This window comes from Brevibacterium sp. UBA7493 (genome assembly GCF_002479565.1).
GTDB classification, from domain to species: domain Bacteria; phylum Actinomycetota; class Actinomycetes; order Actinomycetales; family Brevibacteriaceae; genus Brevibacterium; species Brevibacterium luteolum.
Genome location: NZ_DLOD01000003.1, coordinates 526713 through 544278 on the forward strand (window position 1 = coordinate 526713; position 17566 = coordinate 544278).

Annotated in this window: 17 protein-coding genes and 1 pseudogene; 7 read left to right on the forward strand and 11 right to left on the reverse strand. The window is 67.2% G+C overall.

Features of this window, described 5'->3' with window-relative positions; translation table 11 throughout:
• Nucleotides 1-29 precede the first annotated feature (29 nt).
• From murJ to B4E96_RS03770, 10 genes are all read right to left on the reverse strand, one after another.
• Nucleotides 30-1658 carry a murein biosynthesis integral membrane protein MurJ gene (gene murJ / locus B4E96_RS03725; RefSeq protein WP_286956420.1) on the reverse strand — a complete coding sequence of 543 codons (1629 nt, stop codon included), beginning with the start codon at nucleotides 1656-1658 and terminating at the stop codon, nucleotides 30-32.
• Nucleotides 1658-2503, reverse strand: a complete 846-nt coding sequence (locus tag B4E96_RS03730) for a hypothetical protein (protein WP_259855261.1) — start codon at nucleotides 2501-2503, stop codon at nucleotides 1658-1660. Before B4E96_RS03730 ends, murJ begins: the two co-directional genes overlap by 1 nt.
• Nucleotides 2500-3507, reverse strand: coding sequence for a copper transporter (locus B4E96_RS03735; RefSeq protein WP_286956422.1), 1008 nt, complete (start codon nucleotides 3505-3507; stop codon nucleotides 2500-2502). Before B4E96_RS03735 ends, B4E96_RS03730 begins: the two co-directional genes overlap by 4 nt.
• Nucleotides 3504-4775, reverse strand: coding sequence for a putative cytokinetic ring protein SteA (steA, locus tag B4E96_RS03740; protein WP_286956423.1), 1272 nt, complete (start codon nucleotides 4773-4775; stop codon nucleotides 3504-3506). The genes B4E96_RS03735 and steA overlap by 4 nt, the downstream gene beginning before the upstream one ends.
• A 27-nt stretch (nucleotides 4776-4802) precedes the next feature.
• On the reverse strand, nucleotides 4803-6512 hold the full coding sequence (gene recN, locus B4E96_RS03745; RefSeq protein WP_286956424.1) for a DNA repair protein RecN: 1710 nt from the start codon (nucleotides 6510-6512) through the stop codon (nucleotides 4803-4805).
• The gene (locus tag B4E96_RS03750) at nucleotides 6509-7486 is read right to left on the reverse strand and encodes an NAD kinase (protein WP_180964683.1); all 978 of its coding nucleotides are present in this window, start codon (nucleotides 7484-7486) and stop codon (nucleotides 6509-6511) included. Before B4E96_RS03750 ends, recN begins: the two co-directional genes overlap by 4 nt.
• Before the next feature lie 79 nt (nucleotides 7487-7565).
• Nucleotides 7566-8351 (reverse strand): TlyA family RNA methyltransferase, encoded by a 786-nt coding sequence (locus tag B4E96_RS03755; RefSeq protein ID WP_102160655.1) that lies wholly within the window; start codon nucleotides 8349-8351, stop codon nucleotides 7566-7568.
• Nucleotides 8348-8524 (reverse strand): hypothetical protein, encoded by a 177-nt coding sequence (locus B4E96_RS03760; protein ID WP_180964684.1) that lies wholly within the window; start codon nucleotides 8522-8524, stop codon nucleotides 8348-8350. Before B4E96_RS03760 ends, B4E96_RS03755 begins: the two co-directional genes overlap by 4 nt.
• Nucleotides 8521-9384, reverse strand: a complete 864-nt coding sequence (locus tag B4E96_RS03765; protein ID WP_286956426.1) for an HAD-IIA family hydrolase — start codon at nucleotides 9382-9384, stop codon at nucleotides 8521-8523. The genes B4E96_RS03760 and B4E96_RS03765 overlap by 4 nt, the downstream gene beginning before the upstream one ends.
• Before the next feature lie 42 nt (nucleotides 9385-9426).
• Nucleotides 9427-10308: a hypothetical protein gene (locus B4E96_RS03770; protein ID WP_286956427.1), complete on the reverse strand. Its 882-nt coding sequence runs from the start codon at nucleotides 10306-10308 to the stop codon at nucleotides 9427-9429.
• Here B4E96_RS03770 and B4E96_RS03775 point away from each other — a divergent pair.
• From B4E96_RS03775 to B4E96_RS03785, 3 genes are all read left to right on the forward strand, one after another.
• Nucleotides 10297-11010: a hypothetical protein gene (locus B4E96_RS03775; protein ID WP_102160662.1), complete on the forward strand. Its 714-nt coding sequence runs from the start codon at nucleotides 10297-10299 to the stop codon at nucleotides 11008-11010. The genes B4E96_RS03770 and B4E96_RS03775 overlap by 12 nt on opposite strands.
• A 180-nt stretch (nucleotides 11011-11190) precedes the next feature.
• Nucleotides 11191-13287 carry a choice-of-anchor I family protein gene (locus tag B4E96_RS03780; protein ID WP_286956428.1) on the forward strand — a complete coding sequence of 699 codons (2097 nt, stop codon included), beginning with the start codon at nucleotides 11191-11193 and terminating at the stop codon, nucleotides 13285-13287.
• A 76-nt stretch (nucleotides 13288-13363) separates the two neighbouring features.
• A complete protein-coding gene (locus tag B4E96_RS03785) occupies nucleotides 13364-14053 on the forward strand; it encodes a GNAT family N-acetyltransferase (protein WP_254220830.1) in 690 nt (229 codons plus the stop codon).
• A 9-nt stretch (nucleotides 14054-14062) separates the two neighbouring features.
• Here B4E96_RS03785 and B4E96_RS03790 read toward each other — a convergent pair whose 3' ends face one another.
• Complete coding sequence (locus B4E96_RS03790) at nucleotides 14063-14782, reverse strand: SIR2 family NAD-dependent protein deacylase (RefSeq protein WP_259846832.1); 720 nt, start codon at nucleotides 14780-14782, stop codon at nucleotides 14063-14065.
• 132 nt (nucleotides 14783-14914) lie between these two features.
• Between B4E96_RS03790 and B4E96_RS03795 the strand changes: the two genes are divergently transcribed.
• From B4E96_RS03795 to B4E96_RS03810, 4 genes and pseudogenes are all read left to right on the forward strand, one after another.
• Nucleotides 14915-15232 (forward strand): transposase, encoded by a 318-nt coding sequence (locus B4E96_RS03795; RefSeq protein ID WP_102163255.1) that lies wholly within the window; start codon nucleotides 14915-14917, stop codon nucleotides 15230-15232.
• 14 nt (nucleotides 15233-15246) lie between these two features.
• Entirely contained in the window at nucleotides 15247-15858 is a 612-nt protein-coding gene (locus B4E96_RS03800; protein ID WP_286956430.1) for an IS3 family transposase, read from the forward strand.
• Nucleotides 15859-15896: 38 nt separating this feature from the next.
• Nucleotides 15897-17092 (forward strand): IS3 family transposase gene (locus B4E96_RS03805; RefSeq protein ID WP_243743463.1). Its coding sequence is split into 2 segments (ribosomal slippage): nucleotides 15897-16181 and nucleotides 16184-17092, totalling 1194 coding nucleotides; the frame shifts between segments, so codons are not numbered across the junction.
• A 40-nt stretch (nucleotides 17093-17132) separates the two neighbouring features.
• Nucleotides 17133-17453: pseudogene (locus B4E96_RS03810) on the forward strand (integrase core domain-containing protein); the annotation flags it as partial.
• Between the last annotated feature and the right edge of the window lie 113 nt (nucleotides 17454-17566).

The window sequence follows — 17566 nt, forward strand, 5'->3', positions numbered from 1 at the left end:
AATCCGGAGGGCTCTGCTGGCCGGTCGGATCAGCGGCCGGCCAGCTGGCGCAGCGAGGTCACGAGCCGGCGGTTGAGCACGAGGGTGAGTCCGGCCATGACGGCGACGGCGATGAGGCCGGAGACGAGGCCGGAGACGACGGCGCCGCCTGCTGGCGGCCAGCTTCCTGTCACGGTGAGCATGAGCTGGGCGCCGCCGTAGCCGGCGGCGGCTGCGGCAAGGGAGGTGAGCACGGTGATGAGCAGGTTGCGCGTCATGCCGTGGAGGGCCTCGGCGCCGACGGCTCGGCGCATGAAGGTCAGGTGGAGCACGGCGGCGACACTCATGCCGACGGCGTGTCCGAGGCAGACGAGGATGAGGGTGGTCGCAGCGCGGCGGCTGGGCTCGGTGGTGGTGATGACAGCGGCTCCGATGAGCACGGTGGCGATGACGGAGATCCATCCGGTGGTCGTGCCGATCGCAGCGTAGCGGGCGGATTCGAGGGCGGCGTACATGCGCATCGCCCAGGCGATCATGCACCAGCCCGGCACCGCAAGTGCCATCACGAGGATTGCGGTCGACATCGCAGCGAAGGGCACGGCTTCGGATCCGGAGGCGGCGTCGAGGGCGGTGAAGAACTGCTGCAGCGGCACGGCTGCGGCCACTAGGATCGCAGCCCCCAGACCGCCGGCGATGAGGATGGCTGCGGTTGTCGTCGCCACGGTGCGCGGCACCTCAGCGGCGGCTTCTGCGGCCTGCCGGGACAGGCGCGGGAACACGACGGTGGCGATCGGCACGGCGAGCACCGCATACGGCAGCATGTACACGGCCTGGATGTAGTTGAACAGCACAAACACGCCGGTGCCGCCGGTGCGGTTGGAGACGGTGAGCACCGAGAGGATCGCGATCTGCTGGGCGATGAGCGCGGTCATGCCGGCGGTGCCCAGGCGCACGGCACGGCGGGCGACACCGTCGGGGAAGGTGAAGGTCGGCCGCAGCCGCACCCCGGTGGCTGCGGTCGGCAGCCACAGCGGCAGGGCCAGAGCGACGACTCCGGCGGTGGTGCCCCAGGCGAGCAGGGCCAGAGGCCCGGCGGCTGCGGAGTCCGCGTCGGTGGGAACTGCGCCGTAGGCCAGGTAAGTGCCGATGACGACGAGGCTGGAGAGCAGCGGCATGAATGCCGGCCACAGGAACTTCCGGTGTGCCTGCAGCACTCCGGTGAGCACCGCTCCGACGGCGTAGAGCGGCAGCTGGGCGGCGAAGATGAGGAGGAACTGCCCGGCGTAGTGGGCAGCGGCCGGGTCAGCCCCGGCGCCGCCGGCGATGAGAGCTGCGGCCAGCGGCTGGTGGAACGCGGCCACGAGCACGGCCAGCGGCACGGTCAGGGCCAGTGACCAGGTCAGCAGCGCCGAGGCGATCCGGTTGACCTGCTCGCGGTCGGCGCGTGCGATCGGGGCGGCCAGCAGCGGCACGACCGCTCCGGCCAGGGCACCTCCGGCGACGACCTCGTAGAGGATGTTCGGCACCTGGTTGGCCGCCTGGTAGGCGGTGCCGACGACGCCGGCGCCGACGGTCGGAGAGAAGACGAGCCAGCGGACGAACCCGATGACCCGTGTCAGCAGGGTGATGACGGCGACGGCCAGTGCCGCCCCGGCTGTGGCCCGCAGCCAGCGGGGCATCAGTGCACTCGTGCCCAGGCGTCGAGCTCGCGCAGTCCCGGGGTGCTTTCGATGACCTCGGTGAAGGAGACCTTCTCGCTGGTCAAGGTCAGGCCGGCCAGCAGGGCGAGGCTGAGGGCGAGTTCGGTGCGGGAGGCGTCGAGGGCGGCGGCGGTGCCGAGCAGGCTGCCGAGTGCGTTGGCGCCGGTGTCGCCGAGCATCGTGAGCCCGGCGGCGTCATCGGCGAAGGCCGCGGCGACGACGCCGAGGCTGCCGCCGGTGAGCACGAGGGCGGCGCCGCGGCCGGTGAGCAAGCCGATGCCGGCCAGTGTGGCGCTGGCTTTGAGTGCGCGGGCCGGGCGCAGGTCGAGGAGGTTGATGAGGTTGGCGGTGCCGGCGATGACGCCGCCGGCCAGCACGGCATCGGCGAGGCTGCCGGCGATCTGGGAGCCGAACAGCTCGTCGGCGTCCCGGCCGATGAGTGCGGCGACGACCGACGAGGCGGAGATGCCGAGGATTTTGAGACCGCCGGTGGTGACCTCGCCCCGGGCGAGGGCGCTCAGGTGTCCGCGCAGTCCCTTCTCGCTGCCGGATTCGGCGAAGTCGTCAACAGCGCCGAGCACCCCGGCGGCGGTGGTCGCCAGGGTGGCGGCCAGACGGTGCGGCAGCGGGTCCGCGAAAATCGCCACAGTCGTGGCGCCGGCGGCAGCGGCGGGGCCTTCGATGAGGGAGACGGTCTCTCCGGCGTGGTTGGTGCGGTCGAGGCGGTCGCTGAAGCCGAGGCGGTCACGGGCGGCGATGACTCCGCGGGTGGCGGCGTAGCCTGCAACGGCGGCGACGGAGGCGGTGACGAGCGTGCGGATCATTTCTCTGCTCCTGGCATGATGGCGTCGGCGTTGGCTGCGAAGCCGTAGTGGCCTTCGGACGTGTCGTCGTGCAGGGCAGCGACGGTGAGTGCGTTGATGACCGGTCCGGCACCGAGTTCGATGCTGTCGACGCTCGAGACGCCGATGTCGTTCTCGCGCACGTAGCCGACCAGGCCGCTCTCAGCACCGGCGGTGGTGCCGGCGACGACGGTCGGGGTGGCTTTGTCGAGGTCGGTGGCAAAGGCCGAGTAGGCGTTGGCCTCTGGACGCGGCGCCTCGGTGGCGCCGGCATCGCTTCGGCCTGCCTGTGCCTCGGGCACCGGCGGGGCGATGAGCACGATGACCTCAGCGACGGCGTAGCTGCCGCCGTTGAGACGTCCGGCGGCACCGAATGCCTGGAGCACGTCCTCGGACTGCTTCTGGTCATACCGGGTGCCCTCACCGCCCTCGGGGGCGGCAGGGGCCTCGGTCGCATCGCCGGTCGGAGCCTCGCTGGCGGCTTCCTCGTCGGCAACGCCGCCGGCAGACACGGCTGCGGCCAGCGCGGTGGTCAGCGCGGTCGCGTCGTCGTCAGGCAGGTTCGGGTCGATCGAGCGCAACGTGTCGAGCAGGTCCTCAGCGCCCTTCGGGTCGAAGGCGTCGGCGGAGAGCTCACCGCCGTCGTTGACTGAAGCACCGGCCTCGGACAGGCGGTCGCGCACAGCGTTGACGGCGTCGGCGTTCGTGTCGGCGGCGCGCACGAGGGTCACCGGCACCTCGGGCAGCCGGTCCTTGAGGAGGTCCGGGGCGGTGGCGGCGATGAACTCGTTGAGGTCGCTGACGTCGGTCTTCGACTGGTCGAGCTCGGTGCGCAGTTGGTCGCGGTCTGAGCGCAGTGAGTCGACCTGGCTCTGCAGGGATTCGCCGATCGGTTCCTTCAGCGGTCCTGCGCCGAGCACGATGCCGATCGCCAGGGCGACGAACACCGAGATGAGGGACACGAGGTGGTAGCGGAAGTCGATCACGTCAGAGGAGGCCCTTCGTCGAGCAGATGAGTGGCGGGCAGATGGGATTCTAGCGGCAGCACGGCCAGTGCCTCAGGGGTCGGGGCCGGTGAGAACAGGTTCTCGATCCATTGGATGAGCCCGTCGAACTGGGCGCCGATGAGCCCGAGCAGCGTCTGTCCGGCCGGGGTGGCCGACATCGCGACGAACAGCGCGAACAGTCCAGCCAGGGCGAGGATCGTCAGCTGCCAGGAGGAGATCCGCTGCCGGTACAGCAGGGACACGCCCTTGGCGTCGAGCAGCTTCGAGCCAACACGCAGGCGGGTAAGGAATGTCGAGGCCATGCCGCGGCGGCCCTTGTCGAGGAACTCGATGAGCGTGTCGTGGGTGCCGACGGCGACGATGAGCGGGGAGCCCTTGTCATCGGCGAGCAGCATCGCGATGTCCTCGCTCGTGCCTGAGGCGGGGAAGATGACGCATTCGAGGCCGAGGTCGTGCAGCCGCTCGACACCGGGCGCTCGGCCGTCGCGGTAGGCGTGGACGACGAGTTCGGCTCCGGAGCTCAGGGCGGCATCGGAGACGGAGTCCATGTCGCCGACGATCATGTCCGGGGAGTAGCCGGCTTCGAGGATCGCATCGGCTCCCCCGTCGACGCCGATGAGGATCGGGCGGTATTCGCGGATGTAGGTCCCCAGCATCGCGAGGTCTTCTTTGTAGTGGTAGCCGCGCACGACGATGAGCGCGTGCCGGCCGGCGAAGCTCGTGCGCACGTGCGGGACGACGAAGTCCTCCGAGAGCAGGTCGGAGTCCTTGCGGATGTACTCGATGGTGTTCTCGACGAAGTCGACGAGCACCTTGTTCATCCCGGACTCGGCGTCCTTCATCTGCTCTTCGATGCTCAGACGGGTGTGCACCCGCCCGTCGCCCAGCGGTGTGCCGTCGCGTTCGAGGACACCGTCGCGCAGCTGCAGTTCCTCACCTTCGGTGATGGAGTCCATGAGCTCTTCGCCGGCTTCGTCGATGAGCGGGATGCCGGCATCGACGATGATCCCGGGCCCGAGGTTGGGATAGCGTCCCGAGATCGACTTGACGGTGTTGACCACGGCTGCCGGGCGGCATTCGACGAGGGCCTCAGCGGAGACGCGGTCGATGTCGGAGTGGCAGATGACGGCGATCTCACCGGGCTGGAGTCGTTTGGTGAGATCCTTTGTGCGGCGGTCGACGCGCGTCACGGCAGGACCGATTGTCAGATCGGTCTCGATGGTCTCGCGGCTCTTGCGGATCTTCATGGTGCCGCCATTGTCGCATGCGGCATGTCAGAACTGCGCCTTCGCCTCAGCTGCGGTGTCCATGAGTTCGACGGCATGGGCGCGTGCCGAACCGGAGTCGGCCATCCCGCCGAGCATCCGGGCCAACTCCTCTTCGCGTCCGGCACGGTCGAGGGCGGTGACCCCGGAGACGGCCCCGCCGGACTGGTCGTCTTTGACGACGGTGATGTGCGTATCGGCCCACGCGGCGACCTGCGCGAGGTGGGTGACGACGATGACCTGGGAGTGGGCGGCCAGGCGGGCGAGCCGGCGGCCGATCTCGATGGCGGCCTTGCCGCCGACGCCGGCGTCGACCTCGTCGAAGACGAAGGTCGGGAAGGTGTCCTTGGCGGCTTTGACGACTTCGATGGCGAGCATGACACGCGAGAGCTCACCGCCGGAGGCGAGCTTGCCGATCTCCCCGGGGGCGGCCGCGTCGTGGGCGCTGAAGAGCATCGCCACCGCATCGGTGCCGAGGCTGTGCGGGGCAGCCTCGTCGATGTCGAAGACGATCCTCGCCCGCGGCATCGACAGGGCCGACAGCTCAGCGGAGACAGCGGTCGCGAACTCCTCTGCCGCCTGCTCGCGCAGCTCACGCAGCCGGGCTCCGGTCTCAGCGACCGCCTCGGCGGCGGCTGCCACCGCATCATCCATCCCGGCCGAGGAGCTCTCAGCGTTCTGCAGCTCCAGCAGCTCAGCCCCGGCCTGGGTCTCGAAGGCGAGCACCTCGCTCACGTCGGCTCCGAAAGCCGACAGCGACCCGAGCGCCGCCCGGCGGGCCTCGGTGTCCTCCAGGGACTGGCCTTCGAGGTCGGTGAAGGAGGCGACGTAGGCCGAGAGCTCGGTGGCGGTGTCGGTCAGCCGGATGCGCACATCGGTCAGCGCCTCGACGTGGGCCTCCAAGCTGGCGTCGGTGCGCGCAGCCCGGGTGACGTCGGCGATCGCCTGTTCGACGGCGTCGAGGGCGTTGTGGGTCTCCTGCCAGTCGCTGCCGGCGAGTGCGTCATGGGCGGTGCCGACGGCCCGTTTGAGGTCCTCGGCGGCGCCGAGCCGGGCGGCGAGGGCTTTGAGCTCCTCGTCCTCGCCTTCGACCGGGCGGACCGCGTCGATGGTCTCGAGGCTCTCGGTCAGATAGGCGATGCGGGCGGCGCGTTCAGAGGCGGTCTCACGCAGGCGGGCAGCTTCGGCTTCAAGCTCCTGCCAGCGTTTGAAGGCCTGCTGGTAGCTGGTGAGCGCATCGGCGATCGCGGTGCCGCCGTATCGGTCGAGCAGTGCGCGCTGTTTGGCAGCAGAGCGCAGGGTGATCTGCTCGGACTGGCCGTGCATGGAGACGAGCGCGTCGCCGACGTCCTTGAGCACGGCCAGCGGCACGGTGCGTCCGCCGGCTGTCGCCCGGGCGCGTCCATCGGCGGGGATGCTGCGGGTGAGGATGGCCTCTTCGTCGGCTTCTCCCCCGGCTTCGTCGATGCGGTCGGTGAGCTGCTCGCGCGCCTCGGCCGGCTGGTCGCTTAGGTCGAAGATCCCTTCGACGATCGCCTTCTCGGCCCCTGCCCGCACGACGCGGGGTTCGGCACGCGCGCCGGTGAGCATGTCGAGGGCGGTGACGAACATCGTCTTGCCGGCACCGGTCTCACCGGTCACGACAGTCAGACCGGCGCCGAGGTCGATGTCGGCTGCTGAGATGACGCCGAGGTTCTCGATGCGCAGACTCGAGATCATCGATCTCCTCGCTGCTGCTCCTCGGTGCTGACGACCGGCACGGCGTTCGTGTCAGCAGTGTGGCTGGGGCCGCGCCATCCGGTGACCGGCAGCTGGAACTTCGCGACCAGCCGGTCGGCGAACCGGCGGGCCGACAGGCGGGCGAGCGCGACCGGGGTCTTCGAGCGGCGGGCTTCGATGCGGGCGCCTGCGGGCAGTTCGATCTCGTGGCGGCCGTCGCACCACAGGCCGGCGTGCATGCCCGGCTGGGAGGGCCGGAATTCGACGCCGAGGTGGGAGTCGGGGCTGACGACGAGCGGTTTGGTGAACAGGGCGTGGGCGGAGATCGGCAGCATGAGCAGCGCTTCGACATCCGGCCATACGATCGGACCGCCGGCGGAGAAGGCGTAGGCGGTCGAGCCGGTCGGGGTGGCGAGGATGACGCCGTCGCAGCCAAAGGAGGACACCGGTCGGGAGTCGACGCCTAAGATCACGTCGATCATGCGGGTGTCTTCGCTCTTCTCGATCGTCACTTCGTTCAAGGCCCAGGTGCGGTGGATGACCCGGCCGTCGGCGATGACGCGCACGTCGAGGGCCATGCGCTCGTCGACGTCGTAATCGCGGCTGACGGCCCGGTGGACGGCGACGTCGAGGTTCTCGCGTTCGCTTTCGGCCAGGAATCCGACGTGTCCGAGATTGACGCCGAGCAGCGGGACGGTGAGGTGGCGGAACTTCTCGGCCGCACGCAGGATCGTGCCGTCACCGCCTAAGACCATGACGAGTTCGCAGTCGCGTTCGACGGTGTCGATGGCGTCGTCGTCGCAGACCCTCACGGGGGTGACGAGGCTGCCGATGTGGCTGAGGAGCATCTCGTAGTCGGAGGCGAGCATGACCGGCAGGATCCCATCGGAGTGCAGCGTCTGGCACACACTCAGGGCTGCTTCGCGCGAGTCGGCTCGCTGCGGGTGAAGTACGACGACGATGCTGCGATCCACGTATCTCCCCTTCCTCGTCGTCTCGACTTTCTCCGCACGTGCGCCGGGACCTGGACGGCTGCCGGCTGGCGCGCTGATCTCAGTCAACTGTACAAGCCTGGGAATCTGCTTGGGTGATGTGGATGAAGAACTCGCGGTTGCCGCTGGGGCCGGGCAGCTGGGTCTCGACCCACCCGTGGACGCAGGCTCCGGCGGCTGTGGCGGCCTCAGCGACGGTGTCGATGGCGGCCTGGCGTTCGGCTGGGTCGGTGACGACTCCATGTTTGTTCACGGCGTGGCGGCCGCGTTCGAACTGGGGTTTGACCATGAGCAGCAAGGTTCCGCCGGGCCGGGTGACGGCCAACAGCGGTTCGATGAGCAGGGTCAGGGAGATGAACGACACATCGGCGACGATGAGGTCGACACCCCGTGAGTCTGCCGGCAGACCGGACAGCTGGTCGCGGGTCAGGTGCCTGAGGTTGGTGCCCTCCATGTTCGTCACGCGGTCATGAGCGCGCAGCTGTGCGGCCAGCTGGTCGTGTCCGACGTCGACGGCGTAGACGTGTGCGGCGCCGGCGGCGAGCAGCACCTGAGTGAATCCGCCGGTCGAGGCACCGGCATCGAGGCACACGGCACCATCAGGCAAGTCTTCGAGGCCGAAGTCGCTCAGTGCACCGAGCAGTTTGTTGGCGCTGCGGGCAACCCACGGGTCCTCAACGGAGACCTCGATGACGTCGGCAGCACTGACCTTCTGGGAGGGCTTCTGCGCCGGCTGGCCGTTGACGAGCACATGGCCGGCCGCGATCTGCCGGGCCGCCCGGTTGCGGCTGGCAGCCAGCCCGCGGGTGACAAGGGCCGCGTCGATGCGCTGCAGCGGCTGGCTCATAGGGAGGACAGGCCGCGTTCCATCTCCTCGAGCAGGCGTCCGGCCTGGTCGAGGGCGGTGGCGTCATCCGCCTGGTCGATGGCGTCGACGGCTTCCTGCCAGCTGGCGGTCTCTAAGGCACCGGCGGCTGCGGCGGGGCTGGCGGCCGGGCCCGAGGCGGTGGGCTGACTCATGGGTTCTCCTGGGAGTCGGCGGCCGGGAGGAAGAGCTCGGGCAGGCGGGTCAGGATGAGGTCGGGCCGGGAGCCGGACTCGGCTGCCTCGACGTCGTCGACCTGGTGGATGCCGGTGAGCACGAGTGCTGTCGGGTAGCCGGCTGCCTTGCCGCCAGCGATGTCGGTGTCGAGCCGGTCGCCGATCATGAGCGGCCGGCGAACCCCGATCGCGGCAGCGGCCGAGGAGATCATGAGGGCTGAGGGCTTGCCGGTCACGGTCGGGGTGACCTCGGTGATGGTCTCGACGATGCGCACGAAGGAGCCGTTGCCCGGCATCGGGCCGCGGTCGGTGGGCATGCTGATGTCGCGGTTGGTCGCCCAGTAGGCGGCACCGGCGCGGATCGCCTCGCAAGCGGCGGCGAGGTCGTACCAGTTGAGTTCGCGGTGGAAGCCCTGCACAACGGCCACCGGGGTCTCAGCCGAGTCAGCGGCGATCGGGTTCAGGCCGCTGTCGCGCAGGCAGTCGGCCAGTGCCGGTGAGCCGATCGCCAGGATCGGGGCCGCAGCCGGGAACTCGGCGGCCAGCGCCCGGGCAGCGACCTGCGCCGAGGTCGTCACCTGGTCGGCTTCGGCCGGCAGGCCGTAGGAGCGGATCTGGGCGGCGATGTCGGCTGCGCTGCGCGAGCCGTTGTTCGTCACGAACCCGTATGCAATCCCCGCTTCGGCCAGCCGGGTGAGCGTCTCATGCGCCCCGGGCACCACCTCGGGACCGGCGTAGATGACCCCGTCGAGATCGAACAGGACGCCATCGACGTCGCCGAGGTGGGCGGCGGCTGCCAGCAGCGGCTCACCGGTGGTCGTGGGTGCGCCTGGGTTCATTCGGGTGCCTCCTGGTGTTGCAGACGGCTGGTGCTCACGGCCTCAGAAAAGGGTCTCCTCCTGCGGCGGCTCCTCTTCATCGGATGCCTGGGTGCCGGCGTCGGGTTCGATGCCGGCCTCGACGAGGATCTCCTCGAGTTCGGCTTCGATCTCGTCTTCGAACGACATCGGCGCAGCCGGCTCGGGGGCCGGTTCGTCGGCCTTCTCGGCAGCGGAGTCCGCGCCCGAGGCGTCGGCTGGCTCTGCAGATGTCTCACGTGCATCGTCAGCCGCCGGCTCGTCCGGCTGCTCGGTGTCAGCGGGCTCTTCCGGTGGCGTGTCGGCTGCTTCGTCAGCGGCAGGCGCCGCGGCCGGTTCTTCACCAGCGGAGTCGTCTGCCGTCTCAGCGTCTGCTGCGGGCTCGGCAGCGGTTTCGTCTGCGCTGTCGCCGGAGTCTTCGCTGTCGGTTTCCTCGTCGGGCAGCTCGTCGATCGTCATGATCTCGACGTCGGCGTTGGGGTCGGGCTCCTCGTCGCCGTACATGACGTTCTTCATCTTCGCTGTCCGGCGGGCCAGCTGCTCGTACTTGTCAGCCAGTTCGATCTCACCGTCGATGCGCAGCAGATCCGCGTATGCCGACAGCAGCCTCACGGTCGCTCCAGCCGGGTGGCCGGTGAAGCCGGCGCTGCTGAGCACAGTCTTGGCTTTCTCATTGTCGCCGAGGTCGCTGTGGGCCCCGGCCTTGACGATGAGCAGCTCGATGCGCACCGACGGGTCGAGATCGGCTGCCTCGAACTCCTCGGCGACTTCGATGGCCTTCGCCGGGTTGCCGCGGCCGCGTTCGCAGTCGGCCATGAGTGCGGCGTTGTCGTTCGAGCCGGTGATGCGGCGGTGGGTGCGCAGTTCGCGCAGCGCCTCACCGTAGTTCTCCATTTGGTAGGCCACGATCCCGACGGCTTCGCGGACGGCGCCGATGCGGGCGGCACGGCCGAGGGCAGCCTGTGCGTGTTCGTAGGCGAGCTCGGGTGCGACGTCGACGAGCTGGCCTGCGGCAACGAGGTGCTTGGCGACGACCTCGGCGTTGGTCTTCTCCAGCGGGCGCAGCTGCCGGCGGGCCTCGGAGTGCAGCTCCTTGCCGGTGATGCCCTCGGGGATGGCCGGCTCGTGCCGGCGTTCGCGGCGGGTGCCGCCCCGCTCCCGATCATCGCGCTTGCGGTCGTCGCGGCGCTTGTCATCCCTGCGGAAGTCCTTGCCGCCACGCCGGTCGTCCCTGCGGAAGTCTTTGCCACCACGGCGATCACCGCGCCGGAAGTCGTTGCCTCCGCGGCGATCGTCACGGCGGCGATCGTCACGGCGGAACCCTTCGCCACCACGACGATCATCGCGGCGCCGATCGTCCCGGCGGAACCCTTCGCCACCTCGGCCCCGGTCATCGCGGCGGAAGCCGTCACCACCACGGCGGCCATCGCGCCTGCGGTCATCGCGAGGACGATCATCACGCCGCTCGTCGCGCCGGAAGTCCTTGCCACCTCGGCCGCGGTTGCCGAAGCCACGATCATCACGTTGCGAGCGGGGCTTCTGATGGTGCTTGCCGCCGCCGCGGGGACGCTGATGCCCGCCGTCGTCGCGGCGCGGGCGGTCCTGTGATTCGTCGTCAGACTTCGGCACTGTGCTCCCTATGTGGCTGTCGGTGAGATGCCCGCCCAGTCTATCGCCCCGGTGCGGCCGGGAAAGAATTCACGCCCGCGTCATCTTCCTCTCAATTCAGCGCCCACGTGGGCTTCTAGTGTCGGTATCTGCCCATCTGCTCTCAACTGGAGAACCTGCATGCCTCGCTTCATCTCGGGGCTGACCGCGCTCAGCGTCGTCAGCCTCACCGCCCTGGCTCCCGTCGGCCTCATGCCTGCCACGGCCGCCAACCCCGACTACTTCACCTCGCATTCGGCTCCCGGAGCCGAGGTGGAGCTCTCGGTGCTCGGATCGCACCGCGCTGACATCTTCGACGCCGGGGCCGCGGAGATCGTCGCCCACTACGCGGCCAAGCAGCAGACGCTCGTCGTCAACGCCGAAGCCGGCACCGTGCAGGTCCTCGACTCCTCCGACCCGGAGAAGCCGACCGCAGTCACCGAGCTGAAGACAGCGGGCATGAGCTCTGCTGACGGGGCCTCGGTGCCAGCCGGTGCGGTGGCGAACTCGGTGGCGGTGCGTGCTGACGGCCTGGCTGCCGTTGCGCTCGAGGCGCCGACGAAGACCGACGACGGCTGGGTCGGGTTCTTCGATCTGTCCGGTGATGAGCCGAAGCCGCTGGGTGCGGTGCGCGCTGGTGCACTGCCGGATTCGGTTGTCTTCGATGACGAGGGCACGCACGCGGTCATCGCCAATGAGGGTGAGCCGGCTGAGGACTATTCGGTCGATCCGGAGGGCACCGTCAGCGTCGTGGCCCTGCCCGAAGCGGTCCAGGCTCCAGGCCAGGAGGATGTCAAGACTGCAGACTTCCGGGCCTTCGAAGGTGACGCCCTGCCTGAGGGCGTGCGCGTCTTCGGCGGCCGTGAGGATGCCGGCACCGGCACCCCGAAGCACCCGGTGTCGGAGAACCTCGAACCCGAGTACAGCACCGTCATCGGTGGCAAGGCGTATGTCACCCTGCAGGAGGCCAATGCGATCGCAGTGGTCGACCTCGCCTCGGCGACGACGGAGAAACTCATGCCGCTGGGCACCCAGGATGTGTCCGAGGTGCCCTTCGATGTGTCGAACAAGGATGACAAGATCAACCGGGCGAACTGGCCGGTGCAGTCGTTCTTGCAGCCGGATACGATCCGCTCGATCGAGATCGGCGGACGCGACTACCTGCTGACGGCCAATGAGGGCGACACCCGCGACTGGGACGGTTACTCCGAGGAGATCCGGGTCAAGGATCTCGGCAGTGAGAAGAAGGGCCTGGCTCCGATCTGCGAATCGGTCGTCGAGGGCGTGACGAACCCGGATGGCTCTCCGATGACGATCGAGGACCTGCAGAAGGAGGAGAACCTCGGCCGCCTGACGATCACCAAGGCCGATGGGCTGAATGAAGACGGCAGCTGCTACGAGACGATCTACGGAGTCGGCGGTCGCTCGTTCTCGATCTTCGACACCGACGGCAAGCAGGTCTTCGACTCTGCTGATGATTTCGAGCGCATCACCGCAGAGGTGCTGCCGAAGAACTTCAACTCGAACAACTCCGAGTCGAACTTCGACAACCGCTCCGATGACAAGGGCCCTGAGCCCGAGGCGATCGAGGTCGGCCAAATCGGTGAGAAGACCTATGCGTTCATCGGCATGGAGCGCATCGGCGGGATCTTCGTCTACGACATCACCGATCCGGCGAAGTCCGAGTACGTCACCTACGTCAACAACCGCAACTTCGCCGTCCAGCCTGAGGACAAAGTCGCCGAGGCAGGGGACTCCGGTCCGGAGAGCATCGTCTTCGTCCCCTCGGCAGATCTCAAGGCCGATGGCGCTGCAACCGCCGGTGAGGCCGGCAATGCCGGCATGCTCATCGTCGGCAATGAGGTGACCGGGTCAACGACGTTCTACGCCGTCGACTCCAGCCTCGTCGGAGACGACCCGACCGAGGAGCCGACGGCCGATCCGACAGACGACCCGACTGGTGAGCCCACGGATGATCCAACGGGTGAACCGACGGACACGCCGACCACCGACCCGACCGGCGAGCCCACCACGGAACCGACCGGTGAGTCGACCCAGCAGCCGACCGACAGCCCGTCGGCCGAACCCTCGCCGAAGCCCAGCGATGAGCCCGGTGATGACGACAAGGGCAGACTGCCGCGCACCGGTGCCCAGATCGGCGCGCTGGCTGGCCTCGGAGCCCTGCTGGCAGCAGCCGGTGGTGCCGCTGTGTGGATGGCGCGCCGCCGCAGCAGCTGATCTCTGGCACCGATATCGGGTCCGCATCACGTCGATGCGGACCCGATTCGTCTGTCCCGTTGCTAGGCTTCACCTCATGCAGCACACCGATGTGATGTCCCTTGAAGAGATCTGGCCGCCGTACGCACTGACGATCGCGTGCGGGAACATGACCCTCTCCCCCGTACGCGATTCCGATCTGCCCGAATTGGCAGCCCTTGCCACCGGAGGCGTGCAGACACATCCCGGCGCATTCATTGTTGATTGGGATCAGGGAACTGCAGCCGAGGTCGCCCGGAACCTGGCGACCTACCACTGGCGCACCCGCGCTGCGACGAACCCCGACGAATGGACACTTGAGCTCACAGTGCGCGTCGACGGCGAAGCTGTCGGCGTGCAAAGCGCTGGCGCTCGTGCCTTCGCCAAGCGCCGCACCGTGGGCACAGGATCCTGGCTGAGTAAGACGCATCAGGGTCGTGGCATCGGCACCCGGATGCGTCAGGCGCTTGCTGTCACCTGCTTCGATCATTTCGGCGCCTGCGAACTTGCGACGTCCTACTTCGAAGGGAACAACTCGAGCCGGCGGGTCTCGGAAAAGGTCGGCTATGTCGATAACGGCTCAGTCATCGACGTCTCGGCCAGCGGCTCCCATGTCGGGCGTGAGTACAACATGCTGCTGACCCCGGATCGACTCGTCCGCCCCGACGAGGAGGTCACAGTGACCGGCGCCGAGGTGGTCGCTGAATTCCTGCAGCTGCCCACCGCTCCAGGAGTTTCTGAGCACTGAGCTGTCGGTTCAGCTGAGCTTGGACAACAGGGGCGGGAGGACGTCTTCGATGTCTCCGTCGAGGACGTCATCGGCCCAGGCGTCGAAGGGTGTCGGCTCGGCATTGACGATGTAGCCGACAGCGCCGTTCTCGATGGCCAGTGGGAACAGTGATGCCACTGGGGTGACGTTGAGGCTGGTGCCGACGGCGATGATGACCTCGCAGTCCTCGGCGGCGTCGATGGCTGCATCGAGGACGTCTCCATCGAGCATTTCGCCGAACAGGATCGTCGTGGCTCGGATGATCCCACTGCAGTCGGGGCAGCGCGGTTCGATCTCTCCGGCACGCACCCGGTCGATCATCTCCTGCATCGGCCCGGTTACCTGGCAGTCCTCACACCGCCAGGTGCGAACATTGCCGTGGACTTCGTGGACGAGCTCAGGAGAGCTGCCGGCCATCTGGTGCAGTCCGTCGACGTTCTGGGTGATGATGCCGCGCACTCGGCCGGTGCGCTTTTCGAAGTCGGCGATCGCGGTGTGGGCCTTCGTCGGTGCGGCTTCCCAGAAGCGCGATTGCGAACGGTACTGCCATGCCTTCTGCCGGATGGAGGCGCTGCCGAGGTAGTGCGATAGGGTCGAGGTGAGCTCGGCTTCCGGATCCTTCGTCCAGATCCCCTCCGGTCCGCGGAAGTCCGGGATGCCGGCGCCAGTCGAGATCCCGGCGCCGGTGAGAAACGTAATTCGATCCATGCCCTAAGAGTATGCGCACCCGGTGATCGATAGAACCGGGCTCCGGTCGACGAGTCGATGTGTTGCATGGTCAGCAGACCATGAACCGTCCTGGGTTTCGTTCCGTTCTACTGATTGAAGGAGAATTGGATCATGCCAACTGTCTATACCCAGGAGTTCAAGCAGCGGGCGTTGCGTTTGATGGAGGATCATCTTCAGGACACGCAGTGCTCGCAGTGGTCGGCCGCGCAGGCGGTGGGAACGAAACTTGGGATCTCACCGCATACGATGCGCGGGTGGCTGAAGCAGGCCAGACGTGATGCCGGCACTGAGCCGGGCGCGACAACGGATGAGCTTGAAGAGCTGCGCCGGTTGCGGCGTGAGAATCGTGAGCTGCGACGGGCGAACGAGATACTGAAGACTGCTTCAGCGTTTTTTGCAGCCGAGCTCGACCGCCCCTCGCCGAAATGATTGCTTACATCGATATGTACCGTGATCAGTTCGGAGTCGAGCTCATCTGCCGCACACTTGCAGCACGCGAGGGTGGATTCATGACGTCGCGTGGCTATCGGGCCGCGAAGACCAGACCGGCCTGCGAACGTCAGATCCGGGATCGGGAACTGACCGTGGTGATCAAGGACCTGCATGCCCGCAACTACGGGGTCTACGGCGTTCGCAAAATGTGGCACGCGATGCGCCGAAGCGGCTGGAAGATCGGCCGTGACCAGGTCGCACGGCTGATGCGTCAGGCCGGAATCAGCGGCGTGGTTCGCGGCCGGAAACCGCGCACCACGGTACCCGGGCGCACACCGGATGAGCGCCCGGATCTGGTGATGCGAGACTTCAAAGCACCGGCCCCGAACCGGCTGTGGGTCGCTGACATCACGTATGTGCGCACATCGTATGGCTTCGTGTACACCGCGTTCGTCATCGATGCGTACTCCCGCCGCATCGCCGGCTGGGCGACCAGATCATCGATGACGACGCACGCGCTGTCCTTAGAAGCGCTAGAGCACGCGCTGAACACCGCGACCACAGGCATTGCTGAACTAGTCCATCACTCCGATGGGGCTGATGCAGGGATAGGTGACAACTGATCTGGCTCGGTCACCCCGTGCCTGGAAGGATTGTCATCATGCCCAAGCCTTACCCGAAGGAGTTCAAAGACGATGTGGTGCGTGTTGCTCAGCAACGCGATCATGATGTCACGATCGCTGAGGTCGCTAAGGACTTCGGCATCCATGAAGGCACGTTGACCAAGTGGATGCGCCAAGCCGATCTAGACTCCGGCAACACTGAGCGCCGTAAGCCTGGACCGACTACCGATGAGAAGTCCCAGCTGGCTGCTGCCAACCGCAAGATCCGACGCCTGGAGCAGGAGCTGGAGGTGATGCGCCGGGCTGCGGCCTACTTCGGTCAAGCTCAGATTCGGTCAAAATGAAGTACCCGCTCGTACGCGATCTCGCCGCTGCGGGAATCCCTGTGGCGGTGACGTGCCGGGTGCTGAAGATCGCCCGCCAGCCCTACTACCGGTGGCTGGCCAACCCCATCAGCGATACCGAGTGGGAAGAGGCCCACCGGCTCAATGCCCTGATCGATGCTCACCGAGAGGATCCTGAGTTCGGGTATCGATACCTAGCCGATGAAGCAGAAGCAGCCGGCTACCCGATGGCCCACCGCACCGCCTGGCGGCTCTGCCGCTCTCAGGGGGTGTTCTCGGTGATCAGCCGTCGGCGCAAGGGTAAGGGCACTCGCCCCGGGCCACCGGTTCACGATGATCTAGTGGCCCGGCAGTTCAGCGCCGTGAAGGCTCTGAACGAGGTGTGGCTGACCGATATCACCGAGCACCACACCGGTGAGGGAAAGCTCTATCTCTGTGCGGTCAAGGACGCCTGCTCACGGCGGATCATCGGCTACAGCATCGATAGCAGGATGAAGGCCTCGCTGGCGGTACGGGCACTGAACAACGCCATTGCCAACCGGGCCCGCACCGGGGCTGAGGTGGCCGGATGCATCGTCCACAGCGATCGAGGATCGCAATTTCGAGCGAAGAAATTCCTCCGCGCATTGGAATACCACGGCCTAGTCGGATCCATGGGTCGAGTCGGTGCCGCCGGGGATAACGCAGCCATGGAATCCTTCTACAGCCTGTTGCAGAACAACGTGCTCGACGCGCAGCCGTGGCGGACCAGGGAAGAGCTGCGGATGCGGATCGTCTCCTGGATCGAGAGGACCTATCACCGAAGGAGGAAGCAGAAGGGGCTGGAGAAATTGACCCCGGTCGCCTACGAGGAGAAACTACTCACGCAGGCGCTGACGCTAACGGCCTGAACAGGAAACTGCATCTGTCACCCGTTCCTGCATCAGCCCCGATCGTGGATCGCAATACGTTGCCATTGCCTACACTGAACGCCTCATCACCGCAGGCATCACCCCATCAGTCGGAACAGTCGGGGATAGCTACGACAATGCCCTCGCCGAAACCGTCAACGGCCTGTACAAGGCCGAGCTGATCTACTCCCAGCCGGCCTGGAACAGCCTGACCGATGTCGAGTTCGCGACCATGAACTGGGTCCACTGGTGGAACACCACCCGGCTGCACGAAGCACTGGGCTACAAGACACCAGCAGAAGTCGAAGCCCAATACGCCGAAAGCCTCACCAACGATGAACTGTCTTTACCAACCATCTAGGAACGAAACCCAGGACGGTTCACCATGCTGTGAATGACGAAGAGCCCTGACCGCCGTGGTCAGGGCTCTTCGGTTAAAGATAATTGCGGCGGTGACTTACTCTCCCACACCCT